A 22,937-nucleotide genomic window follows, 5' to 3' on the forward strand; every position below is an offset into this window, starting at 1 on the left:
TTTAATATTAACGATATATTTATGAAGTACGTGAGTAGCTGTTTATATTTTTGACCTGATAATGATGAGTAGGCAAGTTATGGGTAAGGTAAAAAAAGCACGCATACAGGATGTCGCATTAGCAGCTGGTGTCTCAATGATGACAGTATCGCGGGTTTTAAACCAAGATCCTAACGTCAGTGATAATACTCGCAGTAAAGTGCTAGCTGTGGCTAAGCAGTTACACTATCGACCTAATGAATCTGCACGTCGATTAGCCAGTAATAAATCCTATTTACTCGGGTTAATATATGACAATCCAAGTGATGCCTATATTAGCCAGTTTTTGTTAAGTGCATTGAAAAACTGTCGTGCTAAAGGGTTTCACCTCGTGGTAGATGAAGCAGACAATAACCTTGATATAACACTGCAATCAGTAAATGATCTGATTAACGAAACCAAAGTGGATGGAATAATTTTACTGCCTCCGGTTTGTGACCAAAAGGAAATAATTGATTGTTTACAACGGGCTAATGTTCCGTTTGTAAGAGTCGCGCCGGATAGTCAATTAACTGTTTCACCCTATATTTGTATGGACGACTATCAAGCCGCTTTTGATTTAACGGAAACACTAATAAAACAAGGTCATCATAAAATTGGCCATATTATTGGTGATCCGAAGCAAGGGGTTAGTCGTTTACGCTATCAAGGTTATTTAGATGCACTGCGTTCAAATAGAATAAATACCCCACCGGAATACATAGAGCAAGGTTGCTTTAGCTATCAATCTGGAATGTTAGCTGCGAAGAAAATGTTGTCGTTAACTGATAAACCTAGCGCTATCTTTGCAGCTAATGATGATATGGCTGCCGCAGTCATATCAATTGCCCAAAACCAAGGGCTGAATGTCCCTAATGACTTATCTGTTGTCGGTTTTGATGATACAACGCTTGCTACGATTGTATGGCCAAACATCACTACGGTTAGGCAACCTATCAATGACATGGCCAAGTTAGCGGTGAGTTTATTTACCGCTAATAAAAATAAAGACTTTTCTGATCTAAAAGGCACTCAACTACGCAACATTCTAGACTTTACTATTATCCAAAGAGAGTCGAGTAAAGCGAACACGTAAACGACTAAAAGTGTTAATAAACTGGTTTTAACAATACTCACATCAAAAATTTGGAGGCATAAACACACGTTTACACTTGGGTGTTTATGCACTCAACATTTAACTTTTCAGTCTCTCAAAGTATAAATTGAAATTGTATCAGTCATTTACAATTATGATTTTGATGAGTAAAGTGTTTTATAAATTTCTGTTGTGTATGACTTTAGAATAGGGTGTTTAGCTAGCTATTGACTGCTACATCCCCTCAAGTTGTATCACATTGCTTGCTCTATTATTTGGATACCCCCCGTGAACTTTATAAACGAAGTTATTAATGAAGAAACGATTCCAGCTGATTGTATTAGTAACTTAACCGTTGATAATCTTATTTTTACCCTGCATGAAGGTAAGCTAAAAGTATTGCTCGTTAAATACAATCAAGGGCTTGCAACTAACCAGTGGGGGCTCGTTGGACACTGGGTACGCAGTAATGAGAATCTTGAAACGGCGGCATCTCGCGTCGTTAAAAATACCACGGGTGTCGAAAACTTGTACTTAGATCAGCTAGGTGCATTTGGTGATGTTGACCGTTATCCTGCCAGACGTATTATTACCATTGCTTTTTATTCATTAGTGCGTTTTGATGACACTGATTTAGCTCATGGTGCCAATGCTATTGAGTGTGAATGGTTTGATGTGAGACAAGTCCCTAAATTAATGTTTGATCATGGCAACATTCTCGCCAGCTGCTTAAATCATTTAAAATACAAAGTAAGACATGAACCCTTAGGTTTCAGTCTATTACCTGAGAAGTTCACTTTATTACAACTGCAAGAATTGTATGAATCTATATTGGGTTTAACCTTAGACAAACCTAACTTTCGTCGAAAAATTTTAAAGATGGATTTATTGATAGATTGCAAAGAAAAACAACGTAATGTGGCACATCGCGCTGCCGCATTGTACCGTTTTGACATTGATGTTTATGAAAAGCTGACGCAATTCGGTTATACCTTTGAATACTAAAACATAAGTTTTGCTACCCCATCAAAGACAGCAATCGCTGTCTTTTTTTTACATCCTGTTAATAATTACCTAAAGCTGTTTACAATGTTAATTAATTGATATAGTGTTTGTGACTATAACCTTTAATTGGAATGTAATGGTAATGGAAAAGACGAATAAGAAACTCACCATTAAAGAAAAGCTTGGCTATGGCCTAGGAGACACTGCAAGTAACATCGTGTTTCAAATGGTCGCCAACTTTATGTTGATTTTCTATACCGATGTTTATGGTCTCTCAGCTGCAGCAGCCGGAACCTTATTGTTATCGGTTAGGCTTTTTGACGGATTAACTGACCCTATCATGGGCGGTCTAGCAGATAGAACTCGTACTCGTTGGGGCTCATACCGTCCATACATTCTAATGTTAGCAGTACCTTATGGCGTTTTAGCCTGCTTAGCGTTTATCACCCCTGATTTTGATAGTACGGGTAAGTTGATTTATGCCTACGTGACTTATGGGCTGCTAATGACATGTTACACGGCAATTAACATTCCATATGGTGCTTTAGGTGGGGTGATGGCTTCAGATCCTAAAGAAAGGACCTCTTTACAATCTTTTAGATTTGCCATGGCGATGGCTGCGCTGGTGGTTATTGTTTGGGCAATACCAAGGTTAGTCGAATATTTTGGTCAAGGGAATGATGCTGTAGGTTATCCATTAGCAATGATTTTCATGGGGACATTAGCCGCTATCTGTTTCTTAATGTGTTTTGCAATGACCAAAGAAACACTCACTAACACGGATGCGAGTAAACGCTCGACTCAGAGTATTTTTAAAGATTTCTTTCAGTTATTTAAAAATGATCAATGGTTAGTCATTGCCATTATTAGTCTAGCGACGTTAATTCTTATCGGTATTCGAGCATCTGTTGCACCGCATTATATTAAATATTACATCGGTGATGAATCGCTGCTATCGAATTTTTTAACATTGGCAGCAGTGGGTTCAGTACTTGGTGCGATATCGACTAATTTCCTGTCTAAGTTTATTGAGAAAAAGATCCTGTTTCAGGTGGCATTAGTGGTAGTGATAATTTCACATTCATTATTTTATGTCATAGGCAGTGACCAAATAACACTTATCTTTATTACTTACTTCATCGCCAACTTTGCCCATATGATCATAACGCCCATTATGTTTTCAATGGTTGCTGACACTGTTGATTACGGCGTTGAGAAAATGGGTAAACGTTTAACGGCTATCACTTTTTCAGGGCATTTGTTAGCCATTAAATTTGGGTTTGCTATTGGTGGCGCATTAGCTGGTTGGATATTGTCTGCGTATGACTATGTCCCTAATGAAGTACAAACTGAACATACATTGTCAGGCATTTTATTGGCCTTTGCCGGAATACCTATTGCGTGCACCATCATCTGTTTATTTGTCATTAGTAAATATCGTTTAACAGAAATGGAAGTTAAAAAAATTCAATTAAATCTACTTGAAACAAAATGCAGCTAGTTACTTTTAATTATTGAAAATTGTTAATTTAAAAGTATTCGTTGAAATCTTGGTGTTGTATTGGGTGCTAAGGTTAAATAGAAAAGGGAAACCATGATTAATAAAGAAGTAAGTGATGCTGAAAGGAAGCAGCAATTGGATATTGAAAATGCTCATTCTTTTAAACAGAAGGATGAACCATTAGTATCTCATATATATACAGCCGATCCTTCTGCTCATGTGTTTGAGGATAAAATATATATCTATCCTTCACATGATATAGAAACTGATACTCAAATTAATGACGATGGCGATCATTTTGCCATGAAAGATTATCATGTTTTATCTATTGATAATGATACTAATGACGTGATTGATCATGGTGTTGCTCTGAGTGTAGAAAATGTTAAGTGGGCCAGTAAGCAAATGTGGGCGCCAGATGCTGCTCATAAAAATGGCGCTTATTATTTTTATTTTCCGGCTCGTGATTTACAAGGTATTTTTAGAATTGGCGTTGCAACAAGCCATTCACCAGCAGGACCGTTTGTTGCTGAAGATAATTATATTGAAGGTTCATTTAGTATAGACCCGGCTGTTTTTGAAGATGATGATGGCAGTTATTACTTATATTTTGGTGGTTTATGGGGCGGGCAATTACAAAATTGGCATGAAGGCCAGTTTAGTCAGCAAGACATTTACCCTGAAGATGAGCAAGCTGCATTGCCAGCCAAAATGGCAAAGTTATCAGATGATATGTTGTCTTTAGCCGAAGAGGTTCAAGACATCGTTATTGTCGATGAAAAGGGTCATCCAATCACCACAGCAGATAACCAACGTCGTTTCTTTGAAGCGTCTTGGGTACATAAACATAATGGGAAATATTATTTTTCATACTCTACTGGAGATACCCATAATATTGCTTATGGTATTGGTGATAATCCTTATGGGCCATTTGTATATCAAGGTGTGATATTAAATCCCGTTTTAGGTTGGACTAACCATCATTCAATTGTGGAGCATCAAGGAAAGTGGTTTTTATTCTACCATGATGCCAGTTTATCTTCGGGTCAAACACATTTACGTTGTGTGAAAAAAACACAATTACACCATGATTCAGACGGTCAAATAATAACCGTAACAGCATATGAGTAATGCTTTGTATAAAGCTGGATAGCAGCATTTTTATTTGCCTAAATAAGTTATGGTCAATTTGACCAGTAGATATAAATGATACAGGTAAAGATTAACGAAAAGTTTACACATTTAAATACGCAATAATGAGCAGAGAATCGACAAACTATAGCTTTATATTGAATTTAACGATTTAATAACATACGAATCGATTGCAGTCTTTGTTAGTACTCTTTATTGGATTTTTAAATCAAACGGTTAGTTACTTCTGGGGAGTAATTAATTGAAAAATGAGTCATTGCCATTTTGGCAATAACGAAGCGAGGGGAGAATGAGATGTTTAATAAAAAGATAATAGCCACTTCAATTCTAGCAGCATTAAGTTCAATGTCTGCGACACATAGCAGTTATGCTGCAGAAGCAGCTGATGACGTCGAAGTGATTCAAGTGACAGGTATTCGTGGCAGTTTAATCCGTTCAATGGATCTAAAACGCGAAGCCGAAGGTGTTGTTGATGCCATTTCTGCAGAAGATATCGGTAAATTTCCGGATACTAACTTAGCGGAGTCACTGCAACGTATTACTGGTGTTTCTATTGACCGTTCTAACGGTGAAGGTAGTACTGTGACTGTGCGTGGTTTTGGCTCGGCACAAAATCTTATCACCTTAAATGGACGACAGTTACCTAATACTACAGGGAGTCGTACGTTTGATTTTGCCAATGTCGCTGCCGAAAGTGTATCCGGTGTTGAAGTTTATAAAACCTCTGATGCCAGCATTACTACTGGTGGTATTGGTGCAACGATTAATTTAAGTACTTATAAACCACTAGATGCACCCGGTCTAACAGCCAGTCTTTCAGGTAAAGCTGTAGATGATGCTTCGACTGAAACAGGTGGGGTTACTCCTGAGTTTAGCGGTTTATATTCACAAACTTTTGCTGATGATACTTTTGGTATTGCTATTTCAGGTAGTTATCAAGAACGTGAAAGTGGTATGAAACAGTTTTTAGCCGATCAAGGCTATCGTGCCAGTGACGCTAGCAACACAGGTTGGGGCGGCGTACCAGCAGGTGCTGAAGGCGGAACTAATCGTCCAACTATGGGTATTTACTCAAACCCACAACAGCCACGCTATGTCATGGAAGAACGTCAACGCGAACGTATCAATGGCCAATTAACATTACAATATCGTCCAATTGAAAACTTTACCGCAACCCTTGATTACACCACTTTTAGAAATACTATTGAAGAACAACATACTGATGCTTCAGTTTGGTTTAACTATGCTGGCGATCGCAGTGAATCGGTTTGGACGGGTGAGCCCAATGCTGTGCCATTAATTTATTCTGAAATTTATGACATCAACAGCCCTGGTGATTTAAAAGATACTTCATTAACTGTAGGTGCTTGGGGTCGTGAAGAGGTTACTGATTCAATTGGCTTAAACCTTGATTGGCAGGTAACAGAAGATTTAGTGTTAACGCTAGATCATCATAGCTCTAAAGCCAACATGAAAGCGTCGGATCCACGTCACGGTACTCGTAACAACGTGCAATTACCGTCATATACGCGTAGCCGTACCGGCCTTGATTTAACGGGCAGTTTACCGGGCATTGCTGTAGGCGATATCGAAAACTTTAACCCTAGTACCATGCGTTTATCAGGAAGTTGGTTTGCCAATGACAAATACACGTCAGAAATTGATCAAACTCAATTAGATGGTAAATACCATTTTAACAGTGATTTAAGTATTGATTTTGGTGTTTCGCTTAACACTGTGAATAACCGCTATCGTCATACTCAAGTGCAACGCCCAGATTGGGGTGGCGTCGGTGAAGAAGGTGACTTCGAGGATATTAATTGGACTGAAGATACCATCCTAGACAAATTTGATGATACAGGTACCGCTGGTGATTTTGAAGGTACTCCAACCCAAAGTGATTACGATTTATTTAATCGTATTTTCTTTGCTGACTTTGATGAGATCATCAGTGCTGCAGAATATGCCGATCCTATCGCTAATGTTGATGGTCTATATGGTGATTGTAAGGCCGCCTCTGGCGCTGCTGCAGGTCCTAATGGAGAAGGCCAATTCTGTGCTTCGACGAATTGGGATGCTGATACCAACCGCTTTACTGAAGAAGAAACCACCGCAGCATACATTCAAGCTAATTTCTTAGGTGAAATGTTTGATATGCCATATAGCGTACATGTCGGTCTACGTTATGAACAAACTGATGTAGTCTCGACAGCTTCGGCGCCGGGTTATAGCCGCGTTGAATGGAACGAAGACACATCCACCTCTATCACGGGGCAAACAGGTATTGAAACTCTAAAGCAAAGTGCTGACTACGATATTTTCTTACCAAACATTAACTTTAACTTAGATGTGACCGAAGATGTACGCGTTCGCGCAGCAGTAGGTAAAACAATTTCACGTGCGGGTTATAACTCGCTGTTAGGTGGAACGACCATTAATACGGGTGGTAATTTAAGTGGGTACTCTGGCAGTTCAGGGAATCCTGGCTTAGAACCATTAGAGTCAATTAACTATGACTTGTCTGCAGAGTGGTATTACGATGCGGGTAGTTATGCTTCTTTGGGTTATTTCAGAAAGGACGTGTCTAACTGGATTAGCTATGGCTCTACACAGTCTAATATTTTCAATCTATCTAACCCTTTGAGTGGTGATAAATTTAATGCGGCAGTGGCAGCTTTAGGTGCTAACGCATCAAATGAGCAAATTCGTACTTATATTTTTGAAAATTATGCAGATGATCCAAACGTAACACCAAATTTTGATGATGATGGCTTGTTAGATGGCGGTACGATTGCTGGCGACCCATTAACAGATGATGAAGTCGTATTTGACTTAAATGTGCCTATTAATGGTGACACAGAACATACCATCGATGGCATTGAGTTTAATGTACAACACTTATTTGGTGAAACGGGTTTCGGCGGTATTGTAAACTACACCATGGTAGATTCAGATTTACAATATGATGATAGTTCACTTGAAGATACTGAAGCATTAGTGGGCTTAAGTGATACTGCAAACTTAGTGTTATTTTACGATAACTACGGTGTGCAGGCGCGTATTGCTTATAACTGGCGTGATGAGTTCTTGTCAGATAAACGCGTTAATGGCGATTTAACCACGCCTATCTACACTGAAGAATATTATCAAATTGACTTCAGTATCAGTTATGACATTCCAGCAGTTGAAGGACTTACCGTCTTTGCTGAAGGGATAAACATTACTGAAGAAGTGGTTCGTAAGCATGGTCGTCAAAGCCAATTAGTGTTTGAAACAACACAAACAGGTGCGCGATATGGATTAGGGGTTCGCTATACGTTCTAGTAGCGAGCTGTAAATGATAGCGGCTGTCCCCAGTCGCTATCACCCTTATTTACTTGTGTTTGTAGTGAGCAATGAATAATAAAATCACAGAAGTTGTTATTGTTGGCGGTGGTACAGCAGGCTGGTTAACGGCAGGGATCCTTGCTGCACAGTTCAAAAAAAAGTCACTAGCGTTTAATATCACCCTAGTTGAATCCGCTGATATTCCCACGATAGGCGTGGGTGAGGGGACTTGGCCTTCAATGCGTGAAACGCTGAAACATATCGGGATTCGCGAGTCAGATTTTTTAACTCATTGCGATGCCAGTTTTAAGCAAGCGTCGAAGTTTGTTAATTGGAACAATCCAACGACGAGTCATAGTTATTACTACCATCCATTCACACAACCTGTAGCGGCTGATTTTCAACAGATAACCGACAATGCAGTCACTAACCACTCTGCTTGTCATTACGATGGTGCAGCCAGTTTCGCTCAATTATTCTGTTATCAATCAAGTCTTTGCCAGCTTAATTTAGCCCCTAAATTAACCCATACAGCAGATTACGACTATATCGGTAATTATGGTTATCATCTTGATGCGGGTAAATTTGCATTATTATTAAAAAATCATTGTATTGATACACTTAACATCAAACATATCAGCGCTAACGTCATAGGACTTAATGCGGATGCAACAGACTTTATTACCTGTTTACAGACGGATTCTTTAACGTCGCCGCTTGTTAATGGTGACTTATTTATCGATTGCAGTGGTCAACAGGGCTTATTGATAAAACAGCATTATAAAATTCCGTTTATTTGTAAAAAATCTATCTTGTTTAACGACCGTGCCGTTGCGGCTCAGGTGCCTTATTCATCGAAAAACCATCCCATTAATTCAAGTACCCTTGCCACAGCGCAGGCTGCTGGTTGGATTTGGGATATTGGATTGCAATCTCGCCGTGGGGTTGGCTATGTGTATTCCAGTGAGTTTATATCAGATGAAGAAGCCAAGATTGCGTTAACGCAATACATTGGTGGTGAAGTCGACAGCGTAAGCGTTAAACACCTTAGCTTCAATCCTGGCCATTTAAGCAAATTTTGGCATAACAACTGTGTTGCTATCGGCATGTCAGCTGGCTTTATAGAGCCGCTAGAAGCGTCAGCTTTAGCCTTAGTCGAACAATCAGCGATGTTTATTGCTGAGCAGTTTCCGCATCATGTGCAAGTATTGCCTCTTATTGAAGAGCGTTTTAATCAACGAATGCTCAACCATTGGCAACAAATAATTGATTTTTTAAAGCTGCACTATGTTTTATCAAATAGAAAAGACAGTGAGTATTGGCGTAAACATAAAGATGACACCACAACGCCAACTTCTTTACTGAAGTTATTGGCGCTTTGGCAGCACCAAGCCCCGAGTAAATACGATATTACCCAAGCTTATCCGCTTTTTCCTGCTGCCAGTTATCAATACGTGTATTACGGCATGAAGCAACATGAGCTGAGTGACAAACTCGATTTAAGTCAATACTCGGCGCAAATACAGAAGGTCGCTCAGCAGCAACAACAATTAAAACAAGTCGCTATTTGTAATCGAAGTTTACTTAACAGTATTCAGCAAAGCATTATTCAAACAAGCAGAAACAAAGATCTCACTATAAAAAAAAGCCCCATTCATAACCGCGCCGACGATCATCATGACAAGGCTCAATTAGCATAGTGGTATTAATAAAACCCAAAAGGAACGCATCTATGGCTACTCACGCATTATTAAATAACGTTGAACATAAAAATATAAAAATTATTACCGAACGTTCAGCTAAGTATGGCGATGACCAGTGGTTTTCACCGACTTTTGTCGCTGAATTTAAAACGGTTCAGGCTCATTACCCGATTATGTTTCAAAAAAATGCTGACACAGGCGAGTTTACGCCAGTCACCCTGTTTGGGTTTAAAAATAATGAAAACTTATTCTTAAATGAAGGTAAGTGGGATGCCAGTTATATCCCGCTTTCAATGCAAAGATTGCCATTTTACATTGGCACTCAGCATTCGGTAATGAACGGGGTATCTGAGCCACAAAGAGTCATTACCTTAGATATGGACTCACCTAGAGTCAATGATGAGCAGGGCGTTGAACTGTTTTTACCTTTTGGTGGCAATAGTGAATATTTGGAGAATATGGCCAATATACTTGAGGAGTTACATCAAGGGCTCAATGCGAATGCATTATTTGTTGCTGCACTCACTCATTTTGATTTACTTGAAGCGGTGACTATCGACGTGACGTTAAATAATGACAGTCAGCATCAGTTAATTGGTTTTTATACTATCAATGAAGATAAGCTAGCCAGTTTGGCGGCTGATAAAGTGATTAAATTACATCAATCAGGGTATCTTGAAGCCATTTACATGATTATTGCTTCTCAGGCGCATATGAGAAAACTGGTTGAACGTAAAAACAGTCAACTGACCCATTAATGGGATTTTGATGATAAATACTTTATCAGTAAATTTGTTTATTTATTATCATTAATTCGATACCGTATCATGGCTATATATCTTTTAAACAAGCATGCAGGCTACTGAAATGAATAAAAAAATAACAAACGTAGTTATAGCTGGCGGTGGTACTGCTGGTTGGATGGCTGCTGCCGCTTTTGCTAAGTTATTAGGCAAGAATATTAATGTCACTTTAGTTGAATCTGATTTAATTCCTACCGTAGGTGTCGGTGAAGCAACCATACCGACCTTACACATTTTTCATGATTTATTAAAAATCAACGAAGCTGAATTTATGGCTGCGACGAATGCCACGTTTAAATTAGGTATTTCTTTTGAAAACTGGCGTGATGTTAATCAAGACTATATGCATTCATTTGGTTACATAGGCCAAAGTTGCTGGGCTGCAGGATTTCAACATTTTTGGTTAAAAGGTGTTAAGCAAGGGGTTGCCAGTGACATAGGCGATTACTGCCCTGAACACGTGGCAAGTCGTGTAGGTAAATTTGCAGTGCTAGCTAATCATGATAGAAATCATGCGTTTCATACCGATGCAGGACTTTACGCCCGCTTTCTACGTCAGTTTTCTGAAAAGTATGGCGCTAAACGCATTGAAGGAACGATTTCAAAAGTAAATTTAAATGAACAAAATGGTTTTATTGAATCGTTAACATTAGCTGATGGTCAACAGATTGCTGGTGACTTATTTATTGATTGCACCGGTTTTAAAGGCATGCTGATAGAAGAAACACTGCATACCGGTTATGACGATTGGCGTCATTGGTTACCTTGCGATAGCGCAATTGCGGTGCAAACGAAGCAAACGAAACCACTGGTACCTTATACCCGCTCTATTGCGCATCCTTGTGGTTGGCAATGGCAAATACCGCTGCAAAATAGAATGGGTAATGGTTTAGTCTTTTGTAGTCAATATCTGTCTGATGATGACGCTAAATCATTACTGCTTGAAAATATTGAAGGGGAGCTGATCAACGAGCCTCGAGTTATCAAGTTTCGGACTGGTACTCGACGTAAGCATTGGAATAAGAATTGTGTCGCTATCGGTTTATCCAGCGGATTTATTGAACCACTTGAATCAACCAGTATTCATTTGATCCAACAAAGCATTGTTCGATTAATGCAAAACTTGCCAACAACCGCAATGGAAAGTGGCGTGGTTGACAATTTTAATCAAAAGATGCGAATTGAAATTGAGAATATTCGTGACTTTATTGTGCTTCATTATCATGTGACAGAGCGAAAAGACAGTGAGTTTTGGCGCTATTGTAAGCAAATGGATATCCCTGAAAGCTTACAAAAAAGAATAGATTTATTCAAACAAAGTGGCCAAGTGTATAAAACAGATCAAGAGTTGTTTGGTGAAGCTTCATGGCTACAAGTGATGTTAGGCCAAGGCTTGATGCCTGAGCAATATCATCCTATTGTCGATAACATGTCTGATGACGAATTGGCGCAGTTTTTAGGTACCATTAAACAAAGCATCGCTAGACGGGTAAATAGCTTGCCTAACCATGTGGATTTTATAAATAACTACTGCAAGTCTACAATCAGTTAAGGCGCTATGTTTAGTATTAATGCTGATATAAAGCCTCGTATTGAATATATCGGTAACAGTAAAATACCTATTGTTATTATTGATGATTATGTCGCGGACATCGAGGTTGTTTGTGACCAGATCATTACTGCTTGTCAGTTTATACAGGATAAACATACCCAATATCCTGGGATAAGAAGTGCCATGTCCAAAGCTGATGTGGTTGCTTACTTAAAACCACTGATGCAAGCCTTGTATTCTATTTTTAATTTGCCTAAACACCTTACGCCAAGCCCTTGTGATAACTATTACTCACTGTTGACCACAGCAGAAGCTGATTTGTCATTAATACAAACCATTCCACACTTTGATACTTATCATCCTAATCTTATTGCCTGTATTCATTACTTATCTTGTCATCAACATGGCGGTACCGCTTTTTTCCGCCATAGACGTAGTGGCTATGAATTTATTAATGAAGCCCGATTAGCAGAGTACCAAACAACACTTAATACTTTACAGCATAGTGGCTACTGCACTGAGGATCATCCAGATTTTGAATGTTATAAAGTAATCCCATATCAGCAGAATCGGTTAATTATTTTTCCTGGGCAACTACTGCATTCAAGTCTGGTAAAACCGGTATTTGATATCAATGACAATCCCATTACCGGTAGATTGACGGCAAATTTATTCGTCAAATTTAAATAGGATAATATTACAAATGCATAAATTTTTACTCGTGGTATTTATAGCCATTGTTGGTTTTAACCACCAACACAGCCACGCGACAGGTTTCGAAACCTTAGCGGCTAAACAATTCAACGTACTATTATTTACTAAAACAGCTGGCTGGCATCATAAATCTATTCCAGCAGGCGTCACGGCGTTTGAAAAGCTTGCAGAGAAACATTATTTCAATCTGATCTGGCATGAAGAAAGTCATTTCTTTAACGATGAGTACCTCAGCAAGGTTGATGTCGTGGTATTTCTATCTACTACGGGTGATATTTTGTCGAATGAGCAGCAGCAAGCACTTGAACGCTACATTCAGTCTGGAAAAGGTTTTGTCGGGATACATAGTGCATCGGATACTGAATATGACTGGGGCTGGTATCAACAACTCGTTGGGCATACGTTCGTTATACACCCGGTAGTGCAAACAGCTTGGCTGTCTAAAGTGTCTAGTGAATTTCCTGGTCTAGAATCAATGCCTGAAAAGATGCTGTGGACTGACGAATGGTATGAGTTTGGTGAAGCTAATTCAACGGGACTGAATTATCTTTTGACTGTCGATGAAACCAGTTATAACCCTAACGCTGATTGGGGCACCAAGCAGGGTAGCGGCATGGGTGATTTTCATCCTATTGCTTGGTATCATAACTTTGATGGCGGTCGATCGTTTTATACTTCATTGGGCCATATCAAACCAGTTTATCAAAATAAGCTTTTTTTAGACCATCTATATGGCGGACTATATTGGGCTGCTACGGGTAAAGGAATAGTCGATTAATTTGAATGAGTTGTTGATATACCTGCAATCGTTGATTGTAAGGTAAATAAGCCATTACCCGTGGTGATAAGAATGGTTTTTAAATCTTTACCACCAAAAGCCAAGTTGGTAATTTTAGGGGCAATATAAACGCTTTGAAGTAATTCACCTTGTGGGTTATAGACATATAATTTACCTTCATTATGACTGGCAGCATAGATGTTTCCGGCACAATCAACATTGATCCCATCTGGTGTATCAATGTTGATTTTAAAACTTAATGCCCCTAATTCATTATTTTCTGTAAGTTGGTGTGCAAATATTTGATGGCTATAATCACCTATATATAGAGTTTTGTTGTCAGGTGATAAACTAATCCCATTAGGTTTGATGAACTTAGTTGATAGTAAAGTGACTTCATTTTTAACATTAACTTTATAGACACCGGTGAAGGGGGTTTGTTGCGTTCTACCGCTTAATTGCCAGTCGGGATCGGTAAAGAATAATTCTCCTGAAGGATGCTTGATAAGGTCATTGGGAGAATTAAATTTTGCGCTGTTAAAGTCATTTACCATTAACACTCGTTCTTTGGTCGTTAGTGAAAATGTATTCACTGAGCGGGTGTCATGATTCATGCTGATTAACTGTTTATTCTCAGCTAGCAGTCCATTGGTACCGCTATTTTCAATAAACAACTCAACACCGTCTTGCTCATTCCATGAATAAATAGCTGCTTCTGGCCCATTTGTTTGAGGACCATTAAAATCCATTTCTGAAAAATAAAATTTACCTGTCAACCTAGACCAAGTTGGCCCTTCTAAGAATTTGAGTTGAGTGGTGATCAATTTAGGTGATAGGCCTTTTGCAAAAGGACGTATATCCTTAGGGCAGTTTGCAATTATGGTTGAATGTGATTTGGGGGCAATCAAATTGCTTTGTTGATCAGCGGCCTTTATGTTTGGTCCCAAGACTAGCATCAGCCCAAAAACAAAAACACGCTTTAAATTGCCATTAGTTAGTGTATTCATATCTAAACCGTCTCTTTGAATATTGTCATGTTTATCTACCATGCATTGATGCTCAAAAGCTTAGCCGCTTTTTTGTATCAATAAATTAACAAAATAAATCCAAGTGGTCAAATTGACTATTACATTAAAATCCTCATAAGATAGCTAACACTATTTATACAATGGATGACAGGATGAAACTAAATACAAGGAAAGTAGGCGTAGGGAAACAAGCGTTAACGACATGCTTAGGCGTATCTAGCCTCGCAATATTAAAGTTATCAGTTTTAAAACTAGCTGTGATGCCAATATTTTTTTCAATGTTGTATTCAAGCCATGGCGTTGCCACTGAAGCTGAGATACAGAACGGTCTCATTGAAAATGAAGCTTTAAAACAACACTTTAAAAATGATTTTAAAATTGGGGTAGCAGTGAATGATGAAATTGTCTCAGGACAGGATCCTCTTAGCGCTGGCATTATTTCCAAACAATTTAATACCATCACCATTGAAAATGCCATGAAGGCAGAAATCGTTAACCCACTTCCCGATCAGTTCAACTTTACGGCAGCGGATCAATTTATTGATTTTGGAAAAAACAACAATATGTTCGTCGTAGGACACACGCTGGTGTGGCATAACCAAACGCCTGATTGGTTTTTTAAGCAAAACAATGGTGAAGCAAACTCTCCAGAACAGCAAATTGATCGAATGGAGCAACATATTAAGCTAGTTGCAGGCAGGTATCTGGGCAAAGTGGATGCTTGGGATGTGCTCAACGAAGTCATTGGTGATGATGGTAACTATCGTCAAACCGTGTGGACTAATGTTATTGGAAGTGGTGACGAAATGGCAAAAGCCGCTTTTACCTTTGCCGCCAAGTACGCGCCTAATACCGAGCTTTATTATAACGATTTCAATGCCTGGAAACCGGCTAAGCGTGACGGTATTGTACGTATGATCAAGATGCTCCAAAGTGAAGGGATAAAAATTGATGGCGTCGGAATTCAAGCGCATTGGGGACTTAACTTTCCCAAAGGTCATCTCATCGAAGAGGCAATTGATGTATACGCAGCATTGGGGCTGAAGGTGATGATCACTGAACTCGATATTGATGTGTTGCCATTTACCAAAGAAGGGCAAGTTATTGGGCAAGGCTTTATGCACCCGCAGTTTCAGGAGCAAGAATTTAAAACTTACTTAGATCCATATTCAGATCATTTACCCGCTGACATTGAAGCAAAATTAGCAGCACGATATACAGAGCTATTTGATATATTCAAAGCAAAGCGTGAAAAGATCGACAGAGTCACCTTTTGGGGATTACATGATGGAATGTCGTGGAAAAATGACTATCCAATTCCGAACCGCACCAATTATCCGCTGCTATGGGATAGAAAACACCAACCTAAGCCTGCATTCAAGGCACTGTTTAACTAAACATTTGATTTCAAGCTGAATGCTGAGCGCCGCAGATAGACATTGTTGTTATTTATTACTTCAAACTCCCGATCTTAGCGGTAGATAAACTTTATAGCCATTTGGCTCTGGCTTTAACGGCTAATGGTGATAACGACTGTAATCATTCGTTTGATGCTGAAGTTAAATCGTCAGTAAATATAAAATCTATGTTACATAAATGTTTTAATAAGCAGCAAAATAGTCTATTTTAGATTAGCTTGTTGTCCAAAGGACTATTTGATAGTTTCTCATTATAACCCTAGCAGTATAGGAATAATCATAATGAGTGCTTTGGACTTGATTTACAAAATGGCGAGAGCAACTGAAATCTTTACTCATCAGTTAGACATTTCTTACCTTGGTATTAGCAGGCTATTAAGTTGCAGGCTTAATTGAGAGCCTGTAATTAAAGCCAATATTTATTCGGATTAGCGACTATCAGTCACTAATTAGATTCGTTTAAACGGCAACTATTAACCTTGTTTGGTCGATGTAATGCATTAATATTCGGCCAGATTACTCACAAATAGCTGGACATGGAAAGTGATGAAAATAATTAATAAATTCAATAAACCTTTAATTGCAGGTTGTGCCACGGTAGTTTTAGCGCTATCAGGCTGTAATAATGACCAAGGTGTCACTCAGCAAACAAAACCTGAAGCAACAGCAACATTGACTCAAGATATTATTTTAAAAAATCAATTTGCTGAAAACTTTAAAATTGGTACAGCAATCAGTAAATCTCAAGTATTGAACCCTACCGATCCTGAGCTATTGTTAGCGGCTAAACACTTCAATACCTTCACGCCTGAAAATTCGATGAAATGGGAGTCGGTGAACCCATTACCAAACGAATATCAATTTGATGTTGCTGATGCATTAGTTAGCTTTGCTGAGCAAAATAATCAACAACTTGTAGGTCATACTCTCGTTTGGCACTCGCAAACGCCTGACTGGGTATTTGAAGATGATGCGGGAAATCCTTTAAAACGTGAACAACTATTAAAGGTTATGGAAACACATATTAAAACTGTCGCTGGTCGTTATGCTGATCAAATATTTGCTTGGGATGTAGTAAATGAAGCACTTAATGAAGATGGCAGTTTACGTGAATCAAAGTGGCAGCAAATTATCGGCGATGACTTCATAGAGCAAGCCTTTATCTATGCACACCAAGCTGCGCCTAATGCCAAACTGTATTACAACGATTACAATATGTTTAAGCCTGAAAAAAGAGCAGGTGCTATTGCGTTAATCAAGCGACTGAAACAAAAGGGCATTCAAATTGATGGTGTAGGTATGCAAGCCCATTACTCTCTTGATTACCCAGACTTCACCGAAGTTGAAGATTCAATTGTCGCGTTTGCTGCAGCAGGTGTTGATGTCATGGTCACAGAGCTTGATATTTCAGTGTTACCATTTCCTGAAAACTTAGCAGCAGGCGCCGACGTCTCATTAGATGTCGCACTGCAACAACAATATAACCCGTACGCTGCAGGTTTACCCATTGCAGTAGAGCAGCAATTGGCATCACGCTATCAAAACTTGTTTGCTCTCTATAAAAAACATAGCGACAGCATAGGTCGAATTACGTTTTGGGGGGTAAGTGACAAGCAAACTTGGCGCAACGGTTGGCCAATGGCAGGGCGAACTGATTATCCGTTACTCATTGATAGAGATATGAAGTTAAAAGCTTTTGTGAATTCTTTATAAGCCTTTATATAAATTACAAAACAGCCACTCTTTGAACAATCACTGAGTGGTTTTTATGATATTTAAAAGTAGTTGATGATATTTTGTAAATCTTAGGAATTTTGAACATAAAAAAACCAGCATAAGCTGGCTGAATTATTATGATTTGAAATTGGTACAACTGAGTGGATTCGAACCACCGACCCCTACCATGTCAAGGTAGTGCTCTAACCAACTGAGCTACAGTTGTAACGTGTCTTTCAAATAATATGGTACAACTGAGTGGATTCGAACCACCGACCCCCACCATGTCAAGGTGGTGCTCTAACCAGCTGAGCTACAGTTGTATCGTTCAACGTTGATAAAAGACTTCATCGTTGGGACGAGCGATATATTACGGGATACGCGTTTTGATGCAAGCAAAAAAATCAAAAATATGAACGAGTGGCGATTTGCTGTGCAAATTGAGTCATATAGCAGCGTAGGCGTGTTTTTTTTAAACATTATCAGCATGCTCATCTCGTTCAAATTTTATAACGGCTAGTTAAAATTAACTTCTATCTTCCAATACTGCTTTGAAATTAGCATTCTTTTGAATATAAATAAGTCGTAATGCAAATAACACTGCAGCACTGGTTAAGCCCGCGATTAAGCCTATCCAAAAGCCATGTGCGCCCATCGCAGGTACAATGATATCTGTACGCGCAAGTATATAGCCAAGTGTCATGCCAATGGCCCAGTAAGACACTAAAGTAATATAAAAGGCACTCTTAGTGTCTTTATAACCGCGAAGAGCGCCAGCAGCCACAACTTGGATAGAATCAGATAATTGGTATAAAGCTGCAAGGAACATTAAGCTACCCGCTAGCGCAACGACTTCAGGGTTATTATTGTAAAGGAGGGCTATTTCAGTTTTGAACGATACAGTAATGATTGCCGTTACCACTGCTAATGAAAATGCCAATATCAGTCCTATTTTTGTGACCATTTTGGATATTTCAACTTTATCCTGACCGAGGAAATAACCCACTCTTATCGAAACGGCAATACCGATTGATAATGGCAACATAAATACGATTGATGAGAAGTTGAGGGCAATTTGATGCCCAGCAACGACATTAGCACCTAGGGGCGCTAATAATAAGGCAATAACAGCGAATAGACTGACTTCAAAAAATAATGCCATAGCGATAGGGGTGCCATGTTTCATCATTTCCCATATCGTCTTCCAATTAGGTTTATTTAATTTGGAAAATGGCGCTATCTCTGCAAATTTCTTATGGAATTGCATGTAAATCATCATGGCAATCAACATTGCCCAAAACACTAATGCAGTTGCAATACCACAACCAGCACCGCCCATCGCAGGGACCCCGAAATGGCCATAGATAAAGATATAGTTGGCAGGGATATTAACCGCAAGACCGACAAAGCCAATAACCATCGTCGGTAATGTATAAGAGATGCCTTCAGAGCAGCCCCGTAGTATTTGGTACAAAATAAATGCAGGTACACCCCACATAAAACCATGTAAATAGCCTGCACTTAACTCGGCTAATTCAGGTTCTAAAGCCATCATGGTAAAAATAGTTTTAGCAAATGAGAGGAACAACAACACACCAACACTGCCAATTATGGCAATATAGAATGCTTGCGACATCAAGGGTTGGATTGCTTTTGGATTATTAGCGCCGTGATGATGGGCAAACACTGGTGTAAATGCCAACAGTAGCCCTTGCACAAACAATAAAGCAGGTAACCATAAGCTGGTACCAATCGCGACTGCAGCCATATCGACAGCGCTGACTCTACCGGCCATAACAGTATCGATAAATCCCATCATTGTTTGGGTAACTTGAGCAATCAATACTGGCATTGCCAGTTGGATTAATTTTTTGGCCTGAAAGCCTGTGTTATTCATTTAAAAACCTTCAACTAAAGAGCACAAATATGTTTACTGGTATCGTACAAGCGACGTGTGATGTTATTACAATTAAAGCACAGAGTGGTTTAAAAACATTTGAAGTTAATATTCCAGGAGAGCTACAGCATGGTTTAGAAACTGGTGCGAGTGTGGCAAATAACGGTGTTTGTTTAACGGTCACAAAGCTGGTGAATAATAGAGTTTATTTTGATGTAATGGAAGAGACCTTACAGCTAACAAACTTAAATTTTATTGAACCGGGTGACAAAATCAATATTGAACGTTCTTTGACCTTCGGAAAAGAGATAGGTGGCCACATTTTGTCAGGTCATGTTCATACCATGGCAACAATTACCCACATAAGTCATACCGATGAGCATTACAATTTAACATTAACAGTACCGGCTAAATGGATGGATTATATCTTCTATAAAGGTTTTATAGGCGTCAATGGATGCAGTTTAACGGTAGGAGAGATTGATCAAGACCAGTTCAAGTTACATTTGATCCCAGAAACGCTCAAATTAACTAATTTGAGTGACTGCAAACTGGGTGACAAAATCAATATCGAAATCGATAGTCAAACTCAAGTTATAGTCGATACAGTAGAAAGAATTTTAGCTAAAAAATCATTGCTAAAATAGCCTACAAAGGCTTAGATTGATGACACATTCTAAGCCTATTAAAGCAGGTTTTTACATGTTCAACTGTTAATAGAACTGTTCATCATCAGAATCTATAAATAATTGAATGGTTCTATTTGAATCGTTTACTTGCAATCGCATATGGATTGGATTGCAGCACACTCGACAATCATCATAATACTCTTGATCTCCACAACTAGTATCAATATGAACATGTTGATTATGGCCGCAATGTGGACAACTTATTACTCGGCTGACTAAATTCATAACTTCCCCCAGTATTTAACATTAAAGCATTTGCAAAACTAAAAAACCTTTAACCGTTTAGCAGCAAGCAGGATTGAGCTTGGAATTAAGTATAGTAAACATTAGTAAAACTCGCGTAATGCCAAAGTTGTCAGTTGAGGTAGCAGCTGCATTGGCTATTAAAAGTTAATCGAGTCATCCAAGAAGTGTAAAAAGCTGTTGTGATGGTGTTTTATTCAATTTTTCGACTGAGTTAGCTTGCTTGCAAAAGGCCTTTTCACATACAATGCGTATTCATGCCACTTATGACTCAGACTCCTGTAATGTCTGATGTTCGGTGGCATTTCTTTTATATATTAATTACCAAGTGGCCCTACGTGTGGGTCACCACTGGATAAGGAAATGAAATGCCTATTATTACTTTGCCTGATGGCAGCAAACGTGAGTTTGCCGATTCTGTTTCTACTTTAGATGTCGCTGCCGACATCGGTCCTGGTTTAGCTAAAGCGTGTATTGCTGGTCGTGTGAACGGTGAACTCGTTGATGCTTGTGATTTAATTACCACAGATTCAGAACTTTCAATCATTACGGCTAAAAATGAAGAGGGTGTTGAAATCCTTCGCCATTCTTGTGCGCACTTATTAGGTCATGCTATTAAGCAAATGTGGCCTGAAACTAAAATGGCAATCGGTCCAGTTATTGATAATGGCTTTTACTACGATATCGATTTAGATCACAAGCTTACTCAAGAAGATATCGATGCGTTAGAAAAACGTATGCAAGCATTAGCTAAAACAAATTATAGCGTTGTTAAGAAAGTGGTTTCTTGGCAAGAAGCCCGTGATACGTTCGAAGCTCGTGGTGAAGAATACAAAATTGCAATCTTAGATGAAAATATCAGCAAAGATGCAACCCCAGCGCTTTACCATCACGAAGAATATATTGATATGTGTCGTGGACCTCATGTACCTAACATGAAGTTCTGTCAAAACTTTAAGTTAATGAGTGTTGCTGGTGCATACTGGCGCGGTAACTCTGACAATAAAATGCTACAACGTGTTTACGGTACTGCTTGGGCAGACAAAAAAGCTCTTAAAGTACATTTAAACCGTCTTGAAGAAGCGGCTAAACGTGACCACCGTAAAATTGGTAAACAGTTAGACCTTTATCATATGCAAGAAGAAGCGCCAGGAATGGTGTTTTGGCACAATGATGGTTGGAGCTTATATTTAGAGCTTGAGAAGTTTATTCGTCAAAAACTAGGGCAATACACTTACCAAGAAGTTAAAGGTCCATTAATGATGGATCGTAACTTGTGGGAACGCTCTGGCCATTGGGACAAATACGCTGATGCGATGTTCACAACGAACAGTGAAAACCGTGAATATGCGATTAAGCCTATGAACTGTCCGGGACACGTACAGATCTTTAACCAAGGGTTGAAGTCTTACCGTGATTTGCCATTAAAAATGGCTGAGTTTGGTTGTTGTCATCGTAACGAACCATCAGGTTCTTTACATGGCCTAATGCGCGTTCGTGGCTTTACTCAAGATGACGCACACGTATTCTGTACCGATGACCAAGTTCAAGAACAAGTCAGTGAATGTATTCAAATGGTGTATGACACATACGGTACGTTTGGATTTGAAAATATCGTCGTTAAATTATCAACTCGTCCAGAAAAACGTATTGGTGATGACGATATGTGGGATCGTGCTGAAGAAGCATTAAAGAAAGCACTTAAGGCTAATGATATCGAATTTGATATTTTACCTGGTGAAGGTGCGTTCTATGGCCCAAAAATCGAATTTACTTTGCATGATTGCTTAGATCGTGCGTGGCAATGTGGTACAGTGCAACTTGATTATGCGTTACCTTCACGTTTAGGTGCTACCTATGTTGCTGAAGATAACACTCGTCAAACACCGGTTATGATTCACAGAGCTATTTTAGGCTCACTTGAGCGCTTCCTCGGTATTCTAATTGAAGAGTATGCAGGTAAATTCCCGACATGGCTTGCACCAGTGCAAGTAATTGTTATGAACATTACTGATAAACAGTCTGATTATGTAGATGAAATTGTTAAAACTTTCAAAGAAAGTGGCATTCGAGCATCTAAAGACTTGAGGAATGAGAAAATAGGCTTTAAAATACGTGAACATACGTTAAAGCGTGTACCTTATTTATTGGTCGTTGGTGATCAAGAGATAGAAAATAAGGAAGTTGCGGTACGAACACGTGACGGTATCGATTTAGGCAAGATTAAAATCAATGATTTTATTGCCAAGATACAAAAACAAATTTCGAGCCGTAGTCTAATTTTGTTGGAGGAATAG

The 22,937-nt window shown here is 39.0% G+C and carries 17 protein-coding genes and 2 tRNA genes; 14 read left to right on the plus strand and 5 right to left on the minus strand.

Annotation, left to right across the window (positions count from 1 at the left end; all coding sequences use genetic code 11):
• Positions 1 to 79: 79 nt before the first annotated feature.
• From Q4546_RS11960 to Q4546_RS12005, 10 genes are all read left to right on the plus strand, one after another.
• Positions 80 to 1,114, plus strand: a complete 1,035-nt coding sequence (locus tag Q4546_RS11960) for a LacI family DNA-binding transcriptional regulator (protein ID WP_102435453.1) — start codon at positions 80 to 82, stop codon at positions 1,112 to 1,114.
• Positions 1,115 to 1,402: 288 nt separating this feature from the next.
• Positions 1,403 to 2,119 carry an NUDIX domain-containing protein gene (locus tag Q4546_RS11965; RefSeq protein ID WP_102435451.1) on the plus strand — a complete coding sequence of 239 codons (717 nt, stop codon included), beginning with the start codon at positions 1,403 to 1,405 and terminating at the stop codon, positions 2,117 to 2,119.
• A 142-nt stretch (positions 2,120 to 2,261) separates the two neighbouring features.
• Positions 2,262 to 3,620 carry an MFS transporter gene (locus Q4546_RS11970; RefSeq protein ID WP_303446332.1) on the plus strand — a complete coding sequence of 453 codons (1,359 nt, stop codon included), beginning with the start codon at positions 2,262 to 2,264 and terminating at the stop codon, positions 3,618 to 3,620.
• Positions 3,621 to 3,713: 93 nt separating this feature from the next.
• Positions 3,714 to 4,751, plus strand: coding sequence for a glycoside hydrolase family 43 protein (locus Q4546_RS11975; RefSeq protein ID WP_303413018.1), 1,038 nt, complete (start codon positions 3,714 to 3,716; stop codon positions 4,749 to 4,751).
• Positions 4,752 to 5,066: 315 nt separating this feature from the next.
• On the plus strand, positions 5,067 to 8,096 hold the full coding sequence (locus Q4546_RS11980; protein ID WP_303446333.1) for a TonB-dependent receptor: 3,030 nt from the start codon (positions 5,067 to 5,069) through the stop codon (positions 8,094 to 8,096).
• Between the two features lie 71 nt (positions 8,097 to 8,167).
• A complete protein-coding gene (locus tag Q4546_RS11985; RefSeq protein WP_102476772.1) occupies positions 8,168 to 9,799 on the plus strand; it encodes a tryptophan halogenase family protein in 1,632 nt (543 codons plus the stop codon).
• 32 nt (positions 9,800 to 9,831) lie between these two features.
• Entirely contained in the window at positions 9,832 to 10,560 is a 729-nt protein-coding gene (locus tag Q4546_RS11990) for a SapC family protein (RefSeq protein ID WP_102435441.1), read from the plus strand.
• A 109-nt stretch (positions 10,561 to 10,669) separates the two neighbouring features.
• Positions 10,670 to 12,157 (plus strand): tryptophan halogenase family protein, encoded by a 1,488-nt coding sequence (locus Q4546_RS11995; protein WP_102435439.1) that lies wholly within the window; start codon positions 10,670 to 10,672, stop codon positions 12,155 to 12,157.
• A 6-nt stretch (positions 12,158 to 12,163) separates the two neighbouring features.
• Entirely contained in the window at positions 12,164 to 12,847 is a 684-nt protein-coding gene (locus Q4546_RS12000; protein ID WP_303446334.1) for a DUF6445 family protein, read from the plus strand.
• 13 nt (positions 12,848 to 12,860) lie between these two features.
• Entirely contained in the window at positions 12,861 to 13,649 is a 789-nt protein-coding gene (locus tag Q4546_RS12005) for a ThuA domain-containing protein (RefSeq protein WP_102476773.1), read from the plus strand.
• On the opposite strand, the gene Q4546_RS12010 is transcribed toward Q4546_RS12005, so the two are convergent.
• The gene (locus Q4546_RS12010) at positions 13,646 to 14,698 is read right to left on the minus strand and encodes an SMP-30/gluconolactonase/LRE family protein (RefSeq protein ID WP_102476774.1); all 1,053 of its coding nucleotides are present in this window, start codon (positions 14,696 to 14,698) and stop codon (positions 13,646 to 13,648) included. The genes Q4546_RS12005 and Q4546_RS12010 overlap by 4 nt on opposite strands.
• A gap of 131 nt (positions 14,699 to 14,829) precedes the next feature.
• On the opposite strand from Q4546_RS12010, the gene Q4546_RS12015 reads away from it, so the two are divergent.
• On the plus strand, positions 14,830 to 16,074 hold the full coding sequence (locus Q4546_RS12015) for an endo-1,4-beta-xylanase (protein WP_303446335.1): 1,245 nt from the start codon (positions 14,830 to 14,832) through the stop codon (positions 16,072 to 16,074).
• A gap of 567 nt (positions 16,075 to 16,641) precedes the next feature.
• A complete protein-coding gene (locus Q4546_RS12020; protein WP_303446336.1) occupies positions 16,642 to 17,808 on the plus strand; it encodes an endo-1,4-beta-xylanase in 1,167 nt (388 codons plus the stop codon).
• A gap of 152 nt (positions 17,809 to 17,960) precedes the next feature.
• On the opposite strand, the gene Q4546_RS12025 is transcribed toward Q4546_RS12020, so the two are convergent.
• From Q4546_RS12025 to Q4546_RS12035, 3 genes are all read right to left on the minus strand, one after another.
• Positions 17,961 to 18,037 (minus strand) — tRNA-Val (locus Q4546_RS12025).
• Between the two features lie 20 nt (positions 18,038 to 18,057).
• A tRNA-Val gene (locus tag Q4546_RS12030) sits at positions 18,058 to 18,134 on the minus strand.
• Between the two features lie 203 nt (positions 18,135 to 18,337).
• Positions 18,338 to 19,708, minus strand: coding sequence for an MATE family efflux transporter (locus Q4546_RS12035; protein WP_303446337.1), 1,371 nt, complete (start codon positions 19,706 to 19,708; stop codon positions 18,338 to 18,340).
• 29 nt (positions 19,709 to 19,737) lie between these two features.
• On the opposite strand from Q4546_RS12035, the gene Q4546_RS12040 reads away from it, so the two are divergent.
• On the plus strand, positions 19,738 to 20,355 hold the full coding sequence (locus tag Q4546_RS12040) for a riboflavin synthase subunit alpha (protein WP_102519543.1): 618 nt from the start codon (positions 19,738 to 19,740) through the stop codon (positions 20,353 to 20,355).
• A gap of 66 nt (positions 20,356 to 20,421) precedes the next feature.
• Here Q4546_RS12040 and Q4546_RS12045 read toward each other — a convergent pair whose 3' ends face one another.
• A complete protein-coding gene (locus tag Q4546_RS12045; protein WP_102435425.1) occupies positions 20,422 to 20,622 on the minus strand; it encodes a CPXCG motif-containing cysteine-rich protein in 201 nt (66 codons plus the stop codon).
• A 386-nt stretch (positions 20,623 to 21,008) separates the two neighbouring features.
• On the opposite strand from Q4546_RS12045, the gene thrS reads away from it, so the two are divergent.
• The gene (thrS, locus tag Q4546_RS12050; protein WP_102435423.1) at positions 21,009 to 22,937 is read left to right on the plus strand and encodes a threonine--tRNA ligase; all 1,929 of its coding nucleotides are present in this window, start codon (positions 21,009 to 21,011) and stop codon (positions 22,935 to 22,937) included.

The sequence above is a fragment of the Shewanella sp. 4_MG-2023 genome (assembly GCF_030548015.1).
Taxonomy (GTDB): Bacteria; Pseudomonadota; Gammaproteobacteria; order Enterobacterales; family Shewanellaceae; genus Shewanella.